The 18,159-nt window shown below is 32.5% G+C and carries 20 protein-coding genes and 1 tRNA gene; 15 read left to right on the forward strand and 6 right to left on the reverse strand.

Features of this window, described 5'->3' with window-relative positions:
- The first annotated feature begins 188 nt into the window (after positions 1–188).
- A complete protein-coding gene (locus A0O34_RS05245; RefSeq protein WP_157885956.1) occupies positions 189–362 on the forward strand; it encodes a hypothetical protein in 174 nt (57 codons plus the stop codon).
- Positions 363–464: 102 nt separating this feature from the next.
- Here A0O34_RS05245 and A0O34_RS05250 read toward each other — a convergent pair whose 3' ends face one another.
- From A0O34_RS05250 to mce, 5 genes are all read right to left on the reverse strand, one after another.
- Entirely contained in the window at positions 465–1,937 is a 1,473-nt protein-coding gene (locus tag A0O34_RS05250; protein WP_066752145.1) for a primase-helicase family protein, read from the reverse strand.
- On the reverse strand, positions 1,924–2,229 hold the full coding sequence (locus A0O34_RS05255) for a helix-turn-helix domain-containing protein (protein WP_066752148.1): 306 nt from the start codon (positions 2,227–2,229) through the stop codon (positions 1,924–1,926). The genes A0O34_RS05250 and A0O34_RS05255 overlap by 14 nt, the downstream gene beginning before the upstream one ends.
- Before the next feature lie 132 nt (positions 2,230–2,361).
- Positions 2,362–3,264: a hypothetical protein gene (locus A0O34_RS05260; RefSeq protein ID WP_066752151.1), complete on the reverse strand. Its 903-nt coding sequence runs from the start codon at positions 3,262–3,264 to the stop codon at positions 2,362–2,364.
- Between the two features lie 135 nt (positions 3,265–3,399).
- Positions 3,400–3,473 (reverse strand) — tRNA-Ile (locus tag A0O34_RS05265).
- A gap of 62 nt (positions 3,474–3,535) precedes the next feature.
- Positions 3,536–3,934 (reverse strand): methylmalonyl-CoA epimerase, encoded by a 399-nt coding sequence (gene mce, locus A0O34_RS05270; protein ID WP_066752153.1) that lies wholly within the window; start codon positions 3,932–3,934, stop codon positions 3,536–3,538.
- A gap of 92 nt (positions 3,935–4,026) precedes the next feature.
- Here mce and rbfA point away from each other — a divergent pair, with 92 nt between their 5' ends.
- From rbfA to A0O34_RS05305, 8 genes are all read left to right on the forward strand, one after another.
- Positions 4,027–4,386 carry a 30S ribosome-binding factor RbfA gene (rbfA, locus tag A0O34_RS05275; protein ID WP_066752154.1) on the forward strand — a complete coding sequence of 120 codons (360 nt, stop codon included), beginning with the start codon at positions 4,027–4,029 and terminating at the stop codon, positions 4,384–4,386.
- A gap of 3 nt (positions 4,387–4,389) precedes the next feature.
- Entirely contained in the window at positions 4,390–5,595 is a 1,206-nt protein-coding gene (locus A0O34_RS05280; protein WP_066752155.1) for an ABC transporter permease, read from the forward strand.
- A 48-nt stretch (positions 5,596–5,643) separates the two neighbouring features.
- On the forward strand, positions 5,644–7,449 hold the full coding sequence (locus A0O34_RS05285; RefSeq protein ID WP_066752156.1) for an endonuclease: 1,806 nt from the start codon (positions 5,644–5,646) through the stop codon (positions 7,447–7,449).
- Positions 7,450–7,509: 60 nt separating this feature from the next.
- Positions 7,510–8,247 (forward strand): shikimate dehydrogenase family protein, encoded by a 738-nt coding sequence (locus A0O34_RS05290; RefSeq protein WP_066752164.1) that lies wholly within the window; start codon positions 7,510–7,512, stop codon positions 8,245–8,247.
- Positions 8,248–8,323: 76 nt separating this feature from the next.
- Positions 8,324–10,129, forward strand: coding sequence for a DUF349 domain-containing protein (locus tag A0O34_RS05295; protein WP_066752167.1), 1,806 nt, complete (start codon positions 8,324–8,326; stop codon positions 10,127–10,129).
- Between the two features lie 60 nt (positions 10,130–10,189).
- Positions 10,190–11,209 carry a bifunctional diaminohydroxyphosphoribosylaminopyrimidine deaminase/5-amino-6-(5-phosphoribosylamino)uracil reductase RibD gene (gene ribD, locus A0O34_RS05300; RefSeq protein ID WP_066752171.1) on the forward strand — a complete coding sequence of 340 codons (1,020 nt, stop codon included), beginning with the start codon at positions 10,190–10,192 and terminating at the stop codon, positions 11,207–11,209.
- A gap of 151 nt (positions 11,210–11,360) precedes the next feature.
- On the forward strand, positions 11,361–11,543 hold the full coding sequence (locus tag A0O34_RS22785) for a bacteriocin-like protein (protein ID WP_418219367.1): 183 nt from the start codon (positions 11,361–11,363) through the stop codon (positions 11,541–11,543).
- A 146-nt stretch (positions 11,544–11,689) separates the two neighbouring features.
- Positions 11,690–12,295 (forward strand): IMPACT family protein, encoded by a 606-nt coding sequence (locus tag A0O34_RS05305; RefSeq protein WP_066752174.1) that lies wholly within the window; start codon positions 11,690–11,692, stop codon positions 12,293–12,295.
- On the opposite strand, the gene A0O34_RS05310 is transcribed toward A0O34_RS05305, so the two are convergent.
- Positions 12,292–13,002, reverse strand: coding sequence for a zinc metallopeptidase (locus tag A0O34_RS05310; protein WP_185097274.1), 711 nt, complete (start codon positions 13,000–13,002; stop codon positions 12,292–12,294). The two genes, A0O34_RS05305 and A0O34_RS05310, sit on opposite strands and share 4 nt — an antisense overlap.
- Before the next feature lie 106 nt (positions 13,003–13,108).
- Here A0O34_RS05310 and A0O34_RS05315 point away from each other — a divergent pair, with 106 nt between their 5' ends.
- The 6 genes from A0O34_RS05315 (at position 13,109) to A0O34_RS05340 (ending at position 18,078) form a co-directional block, all read left to right on the forward strand.
- The gene (locus tag A0O34_RS05315) at positions 13,109–14,242 is read left to right on the forward strand and encodes a GTP cyclohydrolase (RefSeq protein ID WP_066752177.1); all 1,134 of its coding nucleotides are present in this window, start codon (positions 13,109–13,111) and stop codon (positions 14,240–14,242) included.
- A 402-nt stretch (positions 14,243–14,644) separates the two neighbouring features.
- Positions 14,645–15,016: an NADH-quinone oxidoreductase subunit A gene (locus A0O34_RS05320; protein WP_066752178.1), complete on the forward strand. Its 372-nt coding sequence runs from the start codon at positions 14,645–14,647 to the stop codon at positions 15,014–15,016.
- 71 nt (positions 15,017–15,087) lie between these two features.
- Positions 15,088–15,648 (forward strand): NADH-quinone oxidoreductase subunit B, encoded by a 561-nt coding sequence (locus tag A0O34_RS05325; protein ID WP_047397471.1) that lies wholly within the window; start codon positions 15,088–15,090, stop codon positions 15,646–15,648.
- Between the two features lie 5 nt (positions 15,649–15,653).
- Positions 15,654–16,148 (forward strand): NADH-quinone oxidoreductase subunit C, encoded by a 495-nt coding sequence (locus A0O34_RS05330; protein WP_066752179.1) that lies wholly within the window; start codon positions 15,654–15,656, stop codon positions 16,146–16,148.
- 73 nt (positions 16,149–16,221) lie between these two features.
- A complete protein-coding gene (locus tag A0O34_RS05335) occupies positions 16,222–17,445 on the forward strand; it encodes an NADH-quinone oxidoreductase subunit D (RefSeq protein WP_066752182.1) in 1,224 nt (407 codons plus the stop codon).
- 123 nt (positions 17,446–17,568) lie between these two features.
- A complete protein-coding gene (locus A0O34_RS05340) occupies positions 17,569–18,078 on the forward strand; it encodes an NADH-quinone oxidoreductase subunit NuoE family protein (RefSeq protein WP_054512959.1) in 510 nt (169 codons plus the stop codon).
- The last annotated feature ends 81 nt before the right edge of the window (positions 18,079–18,159 follow it).

An 18,159-nucleotide genomic window follows, 5' to 3' on the forward strand; every position in this document is an offset into this window, starting at 1 on the left:
GTATAGCAGACAGTATCTCTGCAAATAGTTCTTACTGTAGTTATTTATGGGTAGGGAGTGAGGTTAAGAAGTTTCTAAACTTTATACCGCACAGAACAGAGCTTATATTTTATTGAGATATATTGGAAGTGGTGATCCTTGAATTTGACAGGAAATCAGAACATCATTATAATAGAATGAATAAAGCCATGTCAGAGAAGTTTCAAAGCTTTACTGCTGAAAATATTCATGATGGAACTATTATCTATAAATTCAATGATAAAAAGGTTAGTTATTGGAATATTTATTATGCTCCAGCAAAAGCAATTAAGCTGATCTATTTTTCTAATCAGTTTTCTTATATAGATCAAATACTGGAATAATCGTTTGAATAAAACATGCAGAAAAAAGAGGCTCAATATTAGAGCCTCTTAAAAAATTCGTTTAAAAAAAATTGATACTTTTAGAAAATTGGCTTTAAAGCATCAGTCCTCATTTTCAGGTAATTTTTCAGATTCTACAATTGGTATTATATCATGAAATATAACATAAGCCAATCCATTGCTTTTTTGGTGCAAAATTTTAATTTTTTTATTTTCCGCATAAGTATCAATCCACTTTTTAAAGGAATTAGGAGTAAGGTCTTTTGCTAATTCAGGGTTTTCTTGTGTAAATTTTTTATAGATAATAGCCTTATCAAATCTTGCTCTAGTATCTTTAGTCTCTCCATCGTTAGCAATTGGATTTTCTATGATGGAATCCATAAAATCTACAAAATCAAGATTAGTTTCTTGTATCAGTCTATTTTTTTCTTCATTAATACTTTCAGCCTCAATAAGACCATTATTCAGATACTGCTGAATACAGAACATCATATAATTATCGAATCTCAACCATTCTTCATCAGTCCAATCATCAAAAAATCTGTGCCCAAATTCTTCAATAATACTGGAATTTTCCCTGTAATGAGAATTTATCTCGAATACAATTTTTCTTCTTTTTTCAGAGTTCCCACCTGTTCCCATTACGATATAATTAGAAGTAATAATAACTTTTGGAACATCTTTAAAATCCATAACAGTAGGATTCTTATATTTCTTTTCTATAGGCATATCACCAGTAATCATAGAATATAAAGATTCAAAAGAAAAATCTTGTTTAACATCATCAAATACAATTACTTTATGGTATGGTTCAACGTCAGCAAAGAAAAATTTATCATTTGTTTTAAGTAGCTTCCCATTTTTCCTTAAAGTAGGTACAATTTTTTTAATTGATTCTGCTATTAAACTTTTCCCTGTTCCACCTTCAGATTTATTATTTTCAAAATCAATATTTTCATCTATTAATACAATCGCTTTTGTTAAAGATGGATCTTTGTAAGTGTGCAATAAATAGCCTATTAAAGTTTCTAATGGTATCAGCCGGTTTTCTTTTTGCCCTGAAATATTCCAACAAAATTGCTTAAATTCAGTATTCTTAATTTTTTGGGATTTAAAATCTCTTTTTAGTATTTGGTCCTCCCATACATATCCATCATAATTTTTATATGGAATTAAATTAAAACTATTTGAAGTTACATTTAAAACACCATTTTGATAAAAAAATACAGCTGTATTTTCTGAACCATAATTAAAATCAATAGAAATGCTATCAATTCCTTCGATAAATTTCTTTGACAAATAGTCCTGACCTAAAAAAGTTTCCCAAACATCGACTTTATTTATGTTTAATAAATGTTTCTTTACTTCCTCTCTAATAATATGCTCTTTCGTAGGTATAACAATAGATGTGTCTATGATTTTAATTAGTTGAAAATCTTTATTTTGGATTAATTTCCTATATCCTCTATTTTCTAAAAAATTTATAAACTTCGATTTTACGATATAAATTTGTACACCTTGTTCAGTTTCGATTTCTATCCAAAATTGGAGGTCATTGTTATTAATCGTTCCCATTTCTCCTATCCTTTAAATTTTGTATTAAATCATTACTTATTTCTGTAAAATTTGATTCTTTATTCCTTAATAACCAGAAATCCAAATCACTCTTTTTGAAATAAATTAATTTTCCGGAAGGCTTATAATGTGAAATTTCTTTAGAACTTGTTAGCTTATATAGATATGATCTACTAATTTGTAAGTAGTTTACAGCCTCATCCAATGTTAATATTTCTTTTGTAGACAGGCTTAGAGAATCAATTTTATTCTCTAATTCATTTAATTTTTGGAGCAATATATTATTTTCCATGTTCTTAAATTTTATTTACTAAAAACAGGACTTTCCTATTTCTGGCTGCAAGATTCAAGGATATGGAATGGTGATATCATCCTCAAAAGTGGTTATGAGGTGGTTATAGTGGTTACAACAAAAATAAAGTGGTTATGATCGATTCCTGAATTCAATTTTTATAATTTCGGGAACAAATTTTTTACCATGTATTGTAACTTTATCTCTATTACCAAACTTGGTTTTAAAAGTAGAAAATTCCCAATTATTGAAATCTGAGAACATCGATTTGATTAAATGTAGAAAATCATCTTTAATTTGTGAAGTGGTAAATAATTGCTTATGTAAAACCCAAAAGGTAAAACGGAGAAGATTTTTTGGAATTTTTAAATGAGATATTTTTTGAATATTTTCAGGTAGTCTCTCGTTATCAAGATAGTAAGTAATATTATTTATCATTAAATGATATTGCTCATCGGACATAATTTTTTCCCTTTTATCATTATTCCCTTTTAAATAGCCCAAAATAATTTCAATAATTTCCGTATCATTATTATAGTTTGTCAATTCTAATAATTGATTCGTTTCTACATGGCTTAAATCAATATTAATTTGCTTTTCCTGATTGTATAAATACTTTTCATTAATATATCGTTGAATCCCTAAAATAGGTTTTAAAATGACAGAATATTTTATAATAGTTGATTCTCCTCTATTGATAAGATATTGTAGTGCTTCTCCTTGATGATAAAGAAATGGTAAATAATTGTCTGGATTATTGAACACATAATCATTAATAAATAACTTGGATTTCTGAAACTCAGAGTATAGAGTAATAATAAATGTGGATTCAAAAGAGGTAGAACTTATTCCTTTTGCATCACTATCAAAATATGTATTTAAATAGGTAATTATTCCTTTATTAACATCAATGTTTTCAATGTAATTATTGAACTCTTCATTAGCTTTCCTAATGAAATCATCTTTTAATTCATCGACTTTATTATACTCTAATAAATCTTCAAAATATTGTAAAGGATTTTTATGATTTTCCATATTCAAAAATAACGAAAAGTTAGAATAGGAAAACAAATGCAAGAAAACTTGTTTTAGAAAATTGTTGTACCTATGTTGTACCTGAATAAAAAAACCACTTAGTAGAAATTACATAAGTGGTTGATTTTCATTTCGTGGTCCCACCTGGGCTCGAACCAGGGACCACCTGATTATGAGTCAGGTGCTCTAACCAACTGAGCTATAGGACCTCAAAATTTGGTTAAATTTTGTGATTGCAAAAATAGTAAAATTTCTTTCACTACAAAATTTTTTATTGCTTTTCTTGGCAAAGTTCTACTAAGACGCCATTCGTAGATTTAGGATGGAGGAATACAACCAATTTATTATCAGCACCTTCTTTAGGTTCTTCTGAGATGAAAATAAATCCTTCTTTTTTTAATCTTTCTACCTCTTCAACGATATTTTCAACGCCAAAAGCTAAATGATGGATGCCTTCTCCCTTTTTATCGATAAATTTTGAGATTGGACTTTCCGGATTACTGGCTTCCAGAAGCTCAATTTTACTTTCTCCGGTTTCATAAAAAGAAGTGACTACTCCTTCCCTTTCTACGGATTCTTTTTTGTAAAATTCCTTACCTAATAGTTTCGTAAACAATTCATCAGAAATGCCCAAAGATTTCACCGCGATGCCAATATGTTCTAGCTTCATAAATAAAAATAAATATAATTAAGTCGTAAATTTGATAATGGTATCAAATTTCAAATAGCAATTCAAACAAAAGTACTAAATTTGCACAACTTATGGAAAGTAACAGACAAAGAAAAGTAGCACAGATTATACAGGAAGATTTCGCAGAACTTTTCCGCAAACAGGCTGCAGAAAGCAAGCAAAGTTTTTTAGTATCCGTTTCGGATGTAAAAATAACTCCCGATTTGAGTATTGCTAAAATTTATTTAAGCATATTCCCTCAGGAATTCAGAACTTCTATCATGAAGGAAATTGAGGAAAACAAAACTCAATACAGAAATTTTATCGGTCAGAAAATGGGTAAGCAGGTGAGAATCATTCCACAGCTTAATTTCTATTTGGATACTGCCCTTGATGATGTAGAAAAACTTGAAAAAGAATTAAGAGGCGAAGGCGACAATCCCGTTTTATAGATTTTGAAAAACATTGCATTTTACATAGCTTCACGATACCTTTTATCAAAAAAAGGGAGTACTGCCGTTACGTTTATTACGTGGCTGGCGGTAGGAGCAATGACGGTTGCTGTAACTGCAATGTTTGTAATTATCTCCGTTTTTTCGGGACTTGAAGATCTTAATAAAGATCTTATTTCTAATCTTCATGCCGATTTAACGTTAAAGAGCAGTACCGGAAAAACAATAAAAAATATCGATAAAGTTGATAAAATTTTAAAAAACGATAAAGAGATCACCAGTTTTTCAAAAGTTATTGAAGAAAAAATATACATCAGCTATAACGGAAAAGGAGATATTGCTTATTTAAGAGGTGTTGATTCTGCTTATACAAAGGTAAATCCTATTGATAAAGATGTTTTTTACGGATCTTATCCCAGTTTCGAATACTCGAATGAAGTATTAATGGAAAACTCTTTAGATAACAGATTATCTATTCCAATAGCTTCGTCCGGTGATTATGCAACGCTTTTTATGCCTAAACCGGGAACCGGAATTATTAATAAAGAAGAAGATATCTACAATAAAAAAGATATTCTGATTACTGGAGTTTTCCCTGGAAAGGATCAATTAGACAATTATATCATTTCACCAATAGAATTGACTCAGGAATTACTTAATTTACCTAAACATTCTGCATATCAGATTGTCATTAAATTAAAAAATCCTGACAACACAGATTCAGTAAAACAAAGGCTGTTATCTTCTCTTGGAAAAGATGTTGAAATCAAGACCAAAGAAGAAGAAAATGCTGCTTTTTGGAAAATGATTAATACTGAAAAGTTATTCATTTATCTTATTTTTGCTTTGGTGATTTTCATTACAACTTTTAATCTGGCCGGAGCAATTATTATTTTACAGTTAGACAAAAAAGAACAGGCTAAATCATTGATTTCTTTAGGTTTTCCTTTAAGTCATTTAAGAAGAATTTATTTCTATACAGGAATTCTTATTGTTGTTTTAGGCGTAATTTCAGGCTTAATATTAGGTACAGCGCTTTGCTATTTCCAATTATACACTGAATTTTTTAAAGCTAATGAAACGCTTCCTTTTCCGGTAAGAATTGTTGGCAAAAATTATTTCATCGTTGCCATTACCGCTTCCCTATTTGGTTTCATTATTTCTTGGGTATTTTCTAAGATCAGTAAAGAGTATATTACTAAAAATTAATAAGCAACTTTTTTAATTTTTTGTACCTTTATCGCCCAATTTTTAATAATGAAACGTACTCTACTTCCTTTTCTAATGATTTTTGCATTTATTAATGCATTTTCACAAGCTCCTGCCACCTACTACGATGGAACTGCAGGATTAACAGGCATTGCCTTAAAAAACAAATTAAATCAAATTATTACTGACGGTCATCAGGCTAAAACTTACAATGGTTTATGGACTGCTTATCAGACAACTGACCGCGATTATTTCTATGAAAATGACGGTTCTGTTTTAGATATTTATTCTGAAAATCCAACCGGAGCAGATCCTTACAATTATACAATTGGCACCAACCAATGTGGTAATTATACAACCGAAGGAAACTGCTACAACAGAGAACACATTGTTCCTCAAAGTCTTTTTAGTGAGGCTTCACCAATGGTAGCCGATGTAAACTTCATCAGAGCAACCGACGGAAAAGTAAACGGAATGAGATCTAACTATCCTTTCGGAAAAGTAGGTTCAGCCTCTTTCACTTCTTTAAATGGTTCAAAATTAGGAACATCTGTTTCTCCTGGATATTCAGGAATTGTATTTGAACCGATTGATGCATTTAAAGGTGATGTTGCAAGAATGATCTTTTATTTCGTAACAAGGTACCAATCTCAACTGGGGAATTTTACCTCTTCAAACGGAACAGGAGATATGCTTGGAACAACTGCATATCCGGGATTGCAAACTTGGGAGCTTAATCAGCTTTTAGCTTGGAACGCTGCAGATCCAGTGTCGCCTGCTGAAATTTCAAGAAATAACGCAACTTATATATATCAGTCAAATAAAAATCCATTTATTGATCACCCTGAATTTGCTGAACTTATCTGGGGAACACCGGTTGTAGATACTCAGGCTCCAACAGCTGCTACGAACTTGGCTGCGAGCAACCCAGCTTCAAATTCTATCGCTTTAAGCTGGACTGCTGCTACAGATAATATCGGAGTAACATCTTACGATATCTACGCAAATGGAGTTTTAAAAGCTACAGTTTCAGGATCTTTAACTTCAACTGTTGTTTCAAACTTATCATCTTCTACATTATATAATTTCTATATTATTGCTAAAGATGCTTCAGGAAACCCTTCTCCTCAAAGTAATACAGCTACGGAAACTACTCTTGCAGGACAATCTGGAGGAAATACAAGCTGTGGAACTGAAGATTTTGAAACAATTCCTTCTACAGGTTCAGGATACGCAACGCAAACATGGACAAACAATAATATTACATGGACTGCAACAGATGCAAGAACTGACCAAACAATTACAGGAAAAGCGATTACAATCAGAAATGGTAACGTTACAAGTTCTACCATTTCAGGAGGTATTCAAAGCTTATCTTTAAAAGCTCAGTTAAAATTCTCAGGAGATCCGGGAAGCCTTAATGTTCAGGTAAATGGAGTAACTGTAGGAACAATACCTTACACTGCAACGGCTCCAACAGCATCAATTACTATTAACAATATTACTGTAAGCGGAGATATCATCATTAAAATCGTTAATCCTGTAACTTCAAACAGAGTTGCTATCGACGATCTTTCTTGGACTTGTTACAACAATGCTTTAGGAACAGCTGAAACTGCAAAACAAAAAGCATTCAGCATCTACCCTAACCCAGTTAAAAACAACGAGCTTTTTGTAAAAGGTGAAAACTTAAGCAAAATTACAAAAGCACAGATCTATGATCTTTCAGGAAAATTGATCGAAACAATTGCAAACCCTTTTAAAAACTCTAATAAGATCAATCTTAAAGGAATTACAAAAGGAAACTACATTCTTAAAACTGATATTGCTACAACAAAATTCATTGTAGAATAACAGAAAAAAATATTTTTAAACTAAGACCGATTTATTCGGTCTTTTTTTTATTTTTGATAGATGGATTCCAATAAAAAATTAGGCTTAATAGGAAGAAATATTTCTTATTCTTTTTCCAAAAAATACTTCGAAGATAAATTTCAAAAGCTAATGTTAAAAGGCTTTTCGTATAGTATTTTTGATTTAAATGAAATTAATGAAGTGGAAGCTTTATTTTCAACACCCGACCTTTTGGGTTTTAATGTAACGATTCCTTATAAAGAAAAGATCATTGATTATTTGGACGAATTAAGTGATGAAGCGGAAAAGATTGGCGCTGTAAACTGCGTATTAATTCAAGATGGTAAAAAAATTGGTTACAATACAGATGCCGTCGGATTTGAAAAAACGTTGCTTCTTCATAAAAAATCGCATCAGGATTCTGCTTTAATATTAGGAAATGGCGGTGCCGCAAAAGCTGTAAAATATGCTTTAGATAAGCATGGAATTTCTTCAAAAATCATTTCAAGAAATTCGGAAATTAATTTTGATAACCTGGATAAAGAAACCGTTCAAAATCATAAAATTATCGTGCAATGTACTCCTGTAGGTACTTTTCCGAATGTGGAAGATTGTTTAAACTTCCCTTTTGAAGGTCTTTCAAAGGAACATTTAATTATAGATCTTATTTACAATCCCAATTACACACAATTCATCATTAAAGCGTCTGAAAAAGGAGCAAAAACCGTGAATGGTTATTACATGCTTGAACAGCAAGCAGAAAAAGCTTGGGAAATTTGGAATTTTCAAAAAAAATAACATAAATTAGTACTCAAATTGGCTTTTAAGCTATTTTTAAAGGATATTAACTCCATTCACATAATATAGATTTGCTATGACAACAGAAAATAATCTTTCTGAAAACGAAGAAAATAAAATTTCTACCGAAGTATCTCAAGAAGAAACATCAGAAAACACCATACCTGCTCAGGAAAACACACCTGAAGATGATGCAGAACATCATGAGGAGCACGCTGTTGCAGATATCACATTGAGCGAGGCTTTGAAAGAAATGGAAAAAATCATCAACACACCTAATGCCGGTGAAGATTTTAGAAAATTCAATGTATTAAAAGAAAAAGCAAGTCATTTTATCCACGATGAAGTGGAAGACAAAAAGCATGAATATGTAGAAGGAGGAAATGCAGCTGAAAATTTCAGCTACGAACATCCTTTACAAACTAGATTTTCTGCTTTGGTTAATATTTTCAGAGAAAAACATGACGACTTCCAAAAAGGACAGGAAGAAGAGCAGAAAAAAAATCTGGATCACCGTCAGAGTATTATCGAAAGACTTAAAAACCTTTACACGAATTCTGAGCCGGGAACCAACCTTTTCAAATCTATTCGTGAGATAAAAGAAGAATGGTCGCATGCAGGACAGGTTGCAAAATCTGAATTCAAAATTCTTAATAATAATTATTTCCACCATTTGAATCAGTTTTATCAGATGTTGGATCTTAATAAAGAATTTTTGGAGCAGGAATACAGCCACAATCTTGAAAAAAGAGAACACATTATTGCTCGCGCTAAAGAATTGGAGAAAGAACCTGTAATCCAAAAAGCATTAAACGAATTACAATACTTACATAAACTTTGGAAGGAAGAAGCAGAGCCTGTTGCAGAAGAATTCCGTGAAAAGACTTGGGAAGAATTTAAAGAAATTTCCAACAAAATTCACGAAAGAAAATCTGAACTTTCTGCAGCTATCGAATCTGAACAAAATGAAAATTTTGAAAAGAAAAATCAGATCATTACAGAAATCAAAAAACTTTCTGAGCCTTCTGATACTCCGAACCACAGCTATTGGCAGAATTCCATCAAAAGAGTTGAAGATCTTCGTTCTGAGTTTTTAAAAACCGGAAGTGTTCCAAGGAAATTATCAAACCAAAATTGGAATGATTTTAAAACAACACTTAGAGCATTCAATACAACAAAAAACAATTATTATAAGTCTTTAAAAGGTTCTCAGCAGACCAATCTGGATGAAAAATTAAAATTGATTCAAACTGCAAAAGACAATATGAATAATGAAGAGTGGGATATTACTGTTCCGTTATTCAAAAAATTACAGGAAGACTGGAAAAAAGTTGGTCACGTTCCAAAGAGTATGACCAATAAGATCTGGGATGAATTCCGTGATGCATGTAATACTTTCTTTAACAATTACAGAGAAAAAAGCAACGCTTCTACCGATAACTGGAAAGAAAATTATAAGCATAAAAAAGAAATTCTTGAAGATTTAAAAACAGTTTCAGACGAAGAAGGAAGTATTGAAAGAATTGAAGCTATAAAATCTGCATGGAATAATATTGGAAAAGTTCCGAGAGATAAAATCGCGATCAATTCTGAATTCAACAAAACGTTGAGAGAGAAATTGAAGCTGAATAAGATCAACGAACTTGAATTAAAAGAAGAAGGTTTATCTGAAAACCAGTTAACCGATAAAGCAAGAAAAATCAAGAGCCAAATCTCTGATCTTGAAGCTGAAATCGTAAAATTGGAAAACAATTTATCGTTCTTCAACAAACCTTCAAGAGAAAACCCAATGTTGAAAGACACTTTCATTATGATCGATGAAAAGAAAGCTCATTTGGAAACTTTAAAACAAAATCTTCACAAAATTATCGCTGGAGAATAAAATAATTTAAAATCTAAAAAAGGCGGAGCAAAGAAATTTGTCTTCGCTTTTTTCTTTATTATGCAGGACGAATTTTATATAAACAGATGTATCGAATTAGCTCAAAAAGCTTTGGGTAAAACCTATCCAAATCCTTTGGTAGGAAGCGTTATCGTTCATAACGGAGAAATTATTGGCGAAGGTTATCATCATAAAGCCGGGGAAAATCATGCTGAAATCAACGCAATTAATTCAGTAAAAAATAAAGATCTCATTCCTGAATCGACTATTTATGTTTCTCTTGAACCTTGTGCACATTATGGTAAAACCCCACCATGTGCTTTAAAAATTAAAGAACTTGGTTTCAAAAAAGTTGTGATCGGCGCAATGGATTCTCATGATAAAGTAAACGGAAAAGGAAAAAAAATCATTCAGGATGCTGGAATTGAAGCTGTTTCAGGAATTTTAGAAAACGAATGTGTCGAACTTAATAAAAGGTTTTTCACCTATCACGAAAAGCAAAGGCCTTACATCATTTTAAAATGGGCAGAATCTGGAGATGGATTTATGGATAAAGATTTCAAGCCCTATTCTATTTCAAATTCATTGGTTAATCAATTCGTTCATCAATTAAGAGCTGATGAGCATGCCATTTTGGTTGGAACTCAAACAGCTTTGAATGACAATCCTAGTTTAACAGTAAGAAATGTTGAGGGCGTAAATCCTGTAAGAATTTTAATCGATTTTGATCTAAAAGTTCCAAGAGATTTTAAAATATATAATGATGAAGCAAAAACTCTAGTTTTCAATTCAGCTCAAGAAGGAGTTGAGAATAATATTCATTTTATTAAAATTGAAAAGGAAAATTTTCTATCAGATTTAATGAAAGCTTTGTATAAAGAACAAATTCAATCTGTAATTATTGAAGGCGGAAGTTTTACTTTACAGCAATTCATTAATGCAAATCTTTGGGATGAAGTGATTGTCATTAAAAATGAAAATTTGAAGCTTGAACACGGAACAAAAGCTCCTAAATTTGAATTGATTTCTAACAAAAACGAAAGTTTCAGAGATAATAATATTCTGTTTTTTAAACATTAGTAAATCATTTTCATATAAGTCAAAAAGAGCCCGAAACAGGTTGTTTTACTATTTATTTAGTTTTAATATGGATTTTATTATTTGTTTATTGATTTCAAGTTAAAATAATTCACTAACTTGGTAATTATCAAATCAAACTAAATATTCAACCATGAAAAATCTAAAAAAATTATCAAAATTGGAATTGAGATCAATTCAAGGAGCAGCACAAGCTTGTTACTATTTGGCTAACGGAACATTGTACTGCCCGTGCAAACCTGGATATTATAAGTGCCCAGATGGATCTTGTCGTCAAAGTCAAGACCAATGTTTTCTTATAGATCCAATAATCTAAATAAACACGGCGGAAACGCTTTTCTTTTGTTGACAAGAAAACATTCAACAGAAAATCATACAAATGCCGTCTTTTGACGGTATTTTTTATTAATATCCATAGAGATTGTAAAGCATTTTATACATTTGCATCATAAAGCCGGCTGCATGACGTTCGAATATAAAACCATAGAAAAACCTATAGAAAATATTTTATTAAAAGAAAAAGGAAGCAAGTTCATCGGATTTGCCTTTCCCGTAAATAATGAAGTTGAACTTAAAGCCGCTTTAGAAAAAATTAGATTAGAGCATCCAAAAGCGACACATCATTGTTACGCTTTCAGAATGGGTTTAAATGGTGAAAATTATCGCGCAAATGACGACGGCGAACCATCCGGAAGTGCAGGATTACCAATTTACAATCAATTATTGGCTCATGAAATTACGAATGTCTTAGTTATTTCTGTTCGTTATTATGGTGGAACAAAATTGGGAGTTTCAGGTTTGGTTAAGGCTTATAAAGAATGTGCAAAAATCACTTTAGAGGAAGCCAATATTATTACGAAAGAATTAGAAACGGAAATAGAAATTCAATTCAGTTTTAATCAACAGAATACAATCTTTACGTTGCTTTCTAAATTTGATGCTAAAGTTTTAAATTTTGATGCTAATGAAAACTGTATTCTTACGGCATCATTAAAAATAGCACAAAAAGAAAGCATCTCAGACAAATTGTCCGAGATGCAGAATATTTCGTTTGAATTTATTGATTAATTTCTTCTTCCTCCCATTAATAAAGATGCCCAATAAAGAAGTTGTGCCAAAGATCCGATCGCTGCTACAACATAGGTTCTCGCTGCCCATTTCAGACTATCCTGAACGCCAACATATTCTTCAACCGTTACAGTTCCGGTATCTTTAAGCCATTTCATTGCTCTGTTACTCGCGTCATATTCCACAGGAAGTGTTACGAAAGCAAAAAGCGTTGTAAAGGCAAACATCAAAACTCCGATCGCCAAAACAATCGTATTTCCGTTTGGATCTTGAATTGATCGAGTCGCAGCCATAATACCAATACCTGCGATAAGAACGAATTGCATCAAATTAGAACTAACATCAACTATAGGAACTAATTTTGAACGCAATTGAAGCATAGAATATCCCACAGCATGTTGCACGGCATGACCACATTCGTGAGCAGCAACAGCTGCAGCCGCGGCATTTCTCTGCATATAAACACCTTCAGAAAGATTGACTGTTTTGTCGGCAGGATTATAGTGATCCGTCAACTGTCCGGGAACCGAAATCACCTGAACATCATTAATTCCATTATCTCTCAACATTTTTTCGGCAACTTCCTTTCCGGAAAGCCCGTTTCTAAGGTGTACATTGGAATAATATGCAAACTTGGATTTCAATTTTGATGAAACGTACCAGCTTACCAACATTGAAATACCAATAATTATGTAATAACCAATCATTTTTATTTGATTTAATGTAAATTTTTAACCTTTAAGATGTAAAAACTGTGCCAAAGTATTACATTTTATTTATTTATATTTGCTTTACAATTAGCCCTATTAAACTATGTCTACAATTGCAATTATTGAAGTAAAAAGCCAAAAAGAATTAAAACAATTCGTAAGATTTCCGATGGATCTTTATAAAAACAATCCTTATTATGTTCCTTCTTTTATTAAGGATGAATTTAAAATTTGGGATGCTAAAGAAAATCCGGCTTTAAACTACTCAGAATCAAAACAATATCTGGCAATAAAAAACAATAAAGTAGCGGGAAGAATCGCTGTCATTATTAATCATAAGGAAGAGAAAGAATTAGGCGTTAAAAAAGTACGTTTCGGATGGATTGATTTTATTGATGATAAAGAAGTTTCAGCGGCTTTAATTCAAAAAGCAATTGACTACGCTAAAGAAAATAACATCAACAAAATTGAAGGACCAATGGGTTTCACCAATCTTGACAAAGCAGGAATGCTAACAATGGGCTTCAACAAATTGGCAACAATGATTGGGATTTACAATCACGAATATTACCATAAACACCTTGAAGATCTTGGCTTAACAAAAGAAAAAGAATGGGTAGAATATGAGATGAATTTCCCTAAAATTTTACCTGAAAAAGTAGAAAAATTCAGTGGACTAATTGCTCAGAAATACAAGCTTAAAGTACTTCATTTCAAATCAAAAGAAGAGATTTTACCTTACGTGGAGCCTATGTTTAAATTGTTGGATGAAACTTATAAACATCTTTCAACGTATACTCCGATTTCTGATGAACAAATTCAGACCTACAGAGAAAAATACTTCCCTTTTATTGATAAAAATTATGTAATCTGTGTTGTTGATGAAAATCAGGAACTGGTTTCTTTTGCCATTACAATGCCTTCATATTCAAGAGCTTTACAAAAATCTAAAGGAAAATTATTTCCTTTCGGATGGTGGCATTTTTTACAGGCAAGTAAGAAAAATGACCGTGCCAATTTCTATCTTATCGGAATTCACCCTGAATATCAGAGACGTGGCGTAACAGCAATTATTTTTAAAGAAATTTTTGTGAGATTTACAAGCATGGGAATTGATTTCGCGGAAACCAACCCTGAATTAGAGGAAAACAAAAGTGTGCAGGTTCTTTGGCAGGATTACAATCCTACAAACCATAAAAGAAGAAGAACATACTCTTTAGATATAAGTAATGAGTAATTGGTAATAAGTAATTTTACCTATTTTCAACACACTCAATAACTTCATCTCTAAAACATTAAAACCCTAAAACTCTCAAACCCACAAACCCCTACCACCCAATAATGAAGCCACATCTTATTATTTTTGCTATTTTAATTGCAGGTTTTATCGCTTATAATTTGTTTTTTAAGATTGAAGACGATCGAACAAACACAGTAGTTAACATAATGTATGCAAGTATCCTATTTGCCTACATTTCGTTTATGGCCTACTCTCTCCTCAAAAAAATGAAGAAATAACGGCTATTTTTATTGATTCTAAATTACCGCTTTTCCTAATTTTAATCCCACTTTTAAGGTTATTAATTTCATGCTTTCTTGTTTATTCTGTAAATTTGCAAATTGAGATAATAATGCAAAAATGAATTTACCTGAAAGTTATATTCCAATCCTTATCCAAGCCGGTGTTGCGGTTGCTTTTGTAGCAGTTTCATTACTTGGAGCGCATTTTTTAGGCCCACAGCAGAAAAAAGGAGATTCTGTTAAAAACCAAAGCTGGGAATGTGGAGTTCCTGTAGAAGGAAATGCCAGAACACCGTTTTCTATCAAGTATTTCTTGACTGCGGTATTATTCGTACTATTCGATATTGAAATCGTATTTTTTTATCCTTACGCTGTAAACTTTAGAGAATTCGGATTTGAAGGATTCTTTGCTGTACTTACGTTCGTAGCGATTTTCTTCGTAGCATTTTTCTACGTTTGGAAACGTGGCGCACTAGATTGGGATAAATAAAAAACAAATTGTGAATTATAAGTTTTGAGTTTAATCTAAAATTTATATTTCAAAATCTAAAATTAAAAGAAATGTCAGATAACAAACCAGTAATAAGAACAGATGCACCTGCTCCCGAAGGATTTGAAGGAGAAGGCTTTTTCGCAACGAAACTGAGCAGTGTAATCGGGATGGCTAGAAAGTTCTCTCTTTGGCCGTTACCATTTGCAACCTCTTGTTGTGGTATCGAGTTTATGGCTACCCTAAACCCTACTTATGATGCTTCAAGATTTGGTATGGAAAGAAACTCTTTCTCACCAAGACAGGCAGATATGTTGATGGTTTGCGGAACGATATCTAAAAAATTAGGACCAGTCCTAAAAGAAGTTTATACTCAGATGGCTGAGCCAAAATGGGTAGTTGCTGTTGGAGCTTGTGCTTCCAGCGGTGGTATTTTTGACACATACTCTGTGTTACAGGGAATTGATAAAATTATTCCGGTTGACGTTTACGTTCCCGGATGTCCTCCAAGACCGGAGCAGATTATTGAAGGTGTAATGCAGGTTCAGGCTTTAGCAGAAAGCGAAAGCATCAGAAGAAGAGATATGCCTGAATACCAAAAATTATTAGATTCTTACAACATTAGCAACTAACGGAAATGACGAACGAATTTGTATTAGAAGCAATCACAAGAGAATTTCCGGAATCTGTAATCTCAAGTTCAGAGCCTTACGGAATGTTGACTGTTGAAGTGAAGAAAGAAGATATCAAGAAGATTATTCACTATCTTAAAGATTCATCGTTGGAATTTAATTTCCTTACAGATATTTGTGGAATCCATTACCCAGAATTTCCGGACAAAGAAATAGGCGTTGTATATCATTTACATAATATGATGGCCAACTTCAGAATCCGTTTGAAGATTTTTATGTCCAGAGAAAATATCGAAGTTGATTCTCTTGTAGAATTATACGCCGGAGCCAACTGGATGGAAAGAGAAACTTTTGATTTCTACGGAATTAAATTTAAAGGACACCCTGATCTTAGAGCTATTTTAAATATGGAAGATCTTGGATACCACCCAATGTTGAAAGAATATCGTCTTGAAGATGGCACAAGAACAGACAAGAACGATAGCATGTTCGGAAGATAAAAATAATGCAATAAGCAATAAGTAATAAGCAATAGCTTAAAGCCTAAAGCCTAGAGCCTAAAGCATTTAAATTATGAAAGATAACTCATTATCTAATATACTAAACCAGTACGACAGTAAGGAGCAAATTGATGGTCAATTATACACCCTTAATTTAGGTCCTACCCACCCTGCTACTCACGGGATTTTCCAGAATATCTTAACGATGGATGGAGAAAGAATCCTCCACGCAGAGCAGACCGTGGGATATATCCACAGAGCGTTTGAAAAGATTTCTGAAAAAAGAAATTATTCTCAGATCACTACCCTTACCGACCGTATGAATTACTGTTCTGCACCAATCAACAATTTGGGTTGGCACATGACAGTTGAGAAGCTGATTGGAGTTAAAGTTCCTAAGCGTGTAGACTACATGCGCGTAATTTTGATGGAATTAGCAAGAATCGGTGACCACCTTATTTGTAATGGGGTAACCGGGATGGATGCAGGAGCAATTACAGGTCTTACTTACATGTTCATTGAAAGAGAACGTATTTATGATATGTATGAGCAGATTTGTGGAGCAAGAATGACGACAAATATGGGAAGAATTGGAGGTTTTGAAAGAGATTTCACTCCAAAATTCCATGAGTTATTGAAGGATTTCTTAAAAACTTTCCCTGCAAGATTTGCAGAATTCGGTCAATTATTAGAAAGAAACCGAATCTTTATGGACAGAACCATTGGTGCAGGAGCAATTTCTGCTGAAAGAGCATTAAGCTATGGTTTTACAGGTCCAAATTTACGTGCAGCAGGTGTAGATTATGATGTAAGAGTTGCACAGCCTTATTCTTCTTATGAAGATTTCGACTTTATCATTCCGGTAGGAACTGCAGGTGATACTTACGACCGTTTCATGGTTCGTCAGCAGGAAATCTGGGAATCCCTTAAAATAATCAATCAAGCATACGATAATCTTCCTGAAGGGCCATTCCACGCGGATGTTCCTGATTTCTATTTACCGGAAAAAGCTGATGTTTACAGCAAAATGGAAGCATTAATTTACCATTTCAAAATTGTAATGGGAGAAACTGATGTTCCTAAAGGAGAAGTTTATCACGCTGTAGAAGGTGGAAACGGAGAATTAGGTTTTTATCTAGTGAGTGATGGTGGAAGAAGTCCTTATAGACTGCACTTCAGAAGACCATGTTTTATCTACTACCAAGCGTATCCTGAGATGATTACAGGTTCTGTAATCTCTGATGCGATTGTGACGATGTGTAGTATGAATATTATTGCGGGAGAATTAGACGCATAATTTAGATATTAGAAAAAAGATGAAAGAAAAAAGACTTTCATCACCTTATATAAAACGAATTTAGAATATTGAACTTTAGAATATTTTCTTATTGATTCTTTAGTCTTTAATTAGAGATAAAAAATGAGCGAAACAATAGCTTTTAAACCGGAAAGTTTAGCACAGGTACATAAAATTATGGCGAGATATCCTGAAGGTAGACAAAAATCTGCTCTTCTTCCTGTTCTACACATAGCACAGAAAGAATTCGGAGGATGGTTAGACGTTCCTGTGATGGATTATGTTGCTGAATTATTAAGTATTAAGCCAATTGAAGTATATGAAGTAGCTACTTTTTATACCATGTTCAATATGAAACCGGTTGGTAAATATGTCTTGGAAGTTTGCAGAACTGGACCTTGTATGGTTTGCGGAAGCGAAAAAATCCTAGATCATATCAGAACTAAACTGAACATTAAGGATGGAGAAACTACAGAAGACGGTATGTTTACCCTAAAACCGGCTGAATGTCTTGGGGCTTGTGGATATGCACCAATGTTGCAGTTAGGGAAATTTTTTCATGAAAATTTAACAATAGAGAAAGTTGACGAAATCCTAGATCTTTGTAGAGAAGGGCAAGTTGATTTGGGCTAATAGAAATTTAAAATCTGAGATTTTAAATTAATTTGAATTTTAACAATTAAATGCAAGCAGCCAAAAGCCAATTGCAATAAG

Origin of the sequence: Chryseobacterium glaciei (assembly GCF_001648155.1) — a bacterium.
GTDB lineage: Bacteria > Bacteroidota > Bacteroidia > Flavobacteriales > Weeksellaceae > Chryseobacterium > Chryseobacterium glaciei.

Excerpts from the sequence above, each read along its gene's own strand:
- A0O34_RS05340 (WP_054512959.1), top strand. The coding sequence starts at position 17,569 with ATGAGCGAAACAATAGCTTTTAAACCGGAAAGTTTAGCACAGGTACAT.
- A0O34_RS05250 (WP_066752145.1), bottom strand. The coding sequence starts at position 1,937 with ATGGGAACGATTAATAACAATGACCTCCAATTTTGGATAGAAATCGAA.
- A0O34_RS05305 (WP_066752174.1), top strand. The coding sequence starts at position 11,690 with ATGACGTTCGAATATAAAACCATAGAAAAACCTATAGAAAATATTTTA.
- A0O34_RS05330 (WP_066752179.1), top strand. The coding sequence starts at position 15,654 with ATGACGAACGAATTTGTATTAGAAGCAATCACAAGAGAATTTCCGGAA.
- A0O34_RS05320 (WP_066752178.1), top strand. The coding sequence starts at position 14,645 with ATGAATTTACCTGAAAGTTATATTCCAATCCTTATCCAAGCCGGTGTT.
- A0O34_RS05315 (WP_066752177.1), top strand. The coding sequence starts at position 13,109 with ATGTCTACAATTGCAATTATTGAAGTAAAAAGCCAAAAAGAATTAAAA.
- A0O34_RS05325 (WP_047397471.1), top strand. The coding sequence starts at position 15,088 with ATGTCAGATAACAAACCAGTAATAAGAACAGATGCACCTGCTCCCGAA.
- A0O34_RS05285 (WP_066752156.1), top strand. The coding sequence starts at position 5,644 with ATGAAACGTACTCTACTTCCTTTTCTAATGATTTTTGCATTTATTAAT.
- A0O34_RS05245 (WP_157885956.1), top strand. The coding sequence starts at position 189 with ATGTCAGAGAAGTTTCAAAGCTTTACTGCTGAAAATATTCATGATGGA.
- A0O34_RS05335 (WP_066752182.1), top strand. The coding sequence starts at position 16,222 with ATGAAAGATAACTCATTATCTAATATACTAAACCAGTACGACAGTAAG.
- ribD (WP_066752171.1), top strand. The coding sequence starts at position 10,190 with ATGCAGGACGAATTTTATATAAACAGATGTATCGAATTAGCTCAAAAA.
- mce (WP_066752153.1), bottom strand. The coding sequence starts at position 3,934 with ATGAAGCTAGAACATATTGGCATCGCGGTGAAATCTTTGGGCATTTCT.
- A0O34_RS05290 (WP_066752164.1), top strand. The coding sequence starts at position 7,510 with ATGGATTCCAATAAAAAATTAGGCTTAATAGGAAGAAATATTTCTTAT.
- A0O34_RS05310 (WP_185097274.1), bottom strand. The coding sequence starts at position 13,002 with ATGATTGGTTATTACATAATTATTGGTATTTCAATGTTGGTAAGCTGG.
- A0O34_RS05260 (WP_066752151.1), bottom strand. The coding sequence starts at position 3,264 with ATGGAAAATCATAAAAATCCTTTACAATATTTTGAAGATTTATTAGAG.
- A0O34_RS05295 (WP_066752167.1), top strand. The coding sequence starts at position 8,324 with ATGACAACAGAAAATAATCTTTCTGAAAACGAAGAAAATAAAATTTCT.
- A0O34_RS05255 (WP_066752148.1), bottom strand. The coding sequence starts at position 2,229 with ATGGAAAATAATATATTGCTCCAAAAATTAAATGAATTAGAGAATAAA.
- rbfA (WP_066752154.1), top strand. The coding sequence starts at position 4,027 with ATGGAAAGTAACAGACAAAGAAAAGTAGCACAGATTATACAGGAAGAT.
- A0O34_RS22785 (WP_418219367.1), top strand. The coding sequence starts at position 11,361 with ATGAAAAATCTAAAAAAATTATCAAAATTGGAATTGAGATCAATTCAA.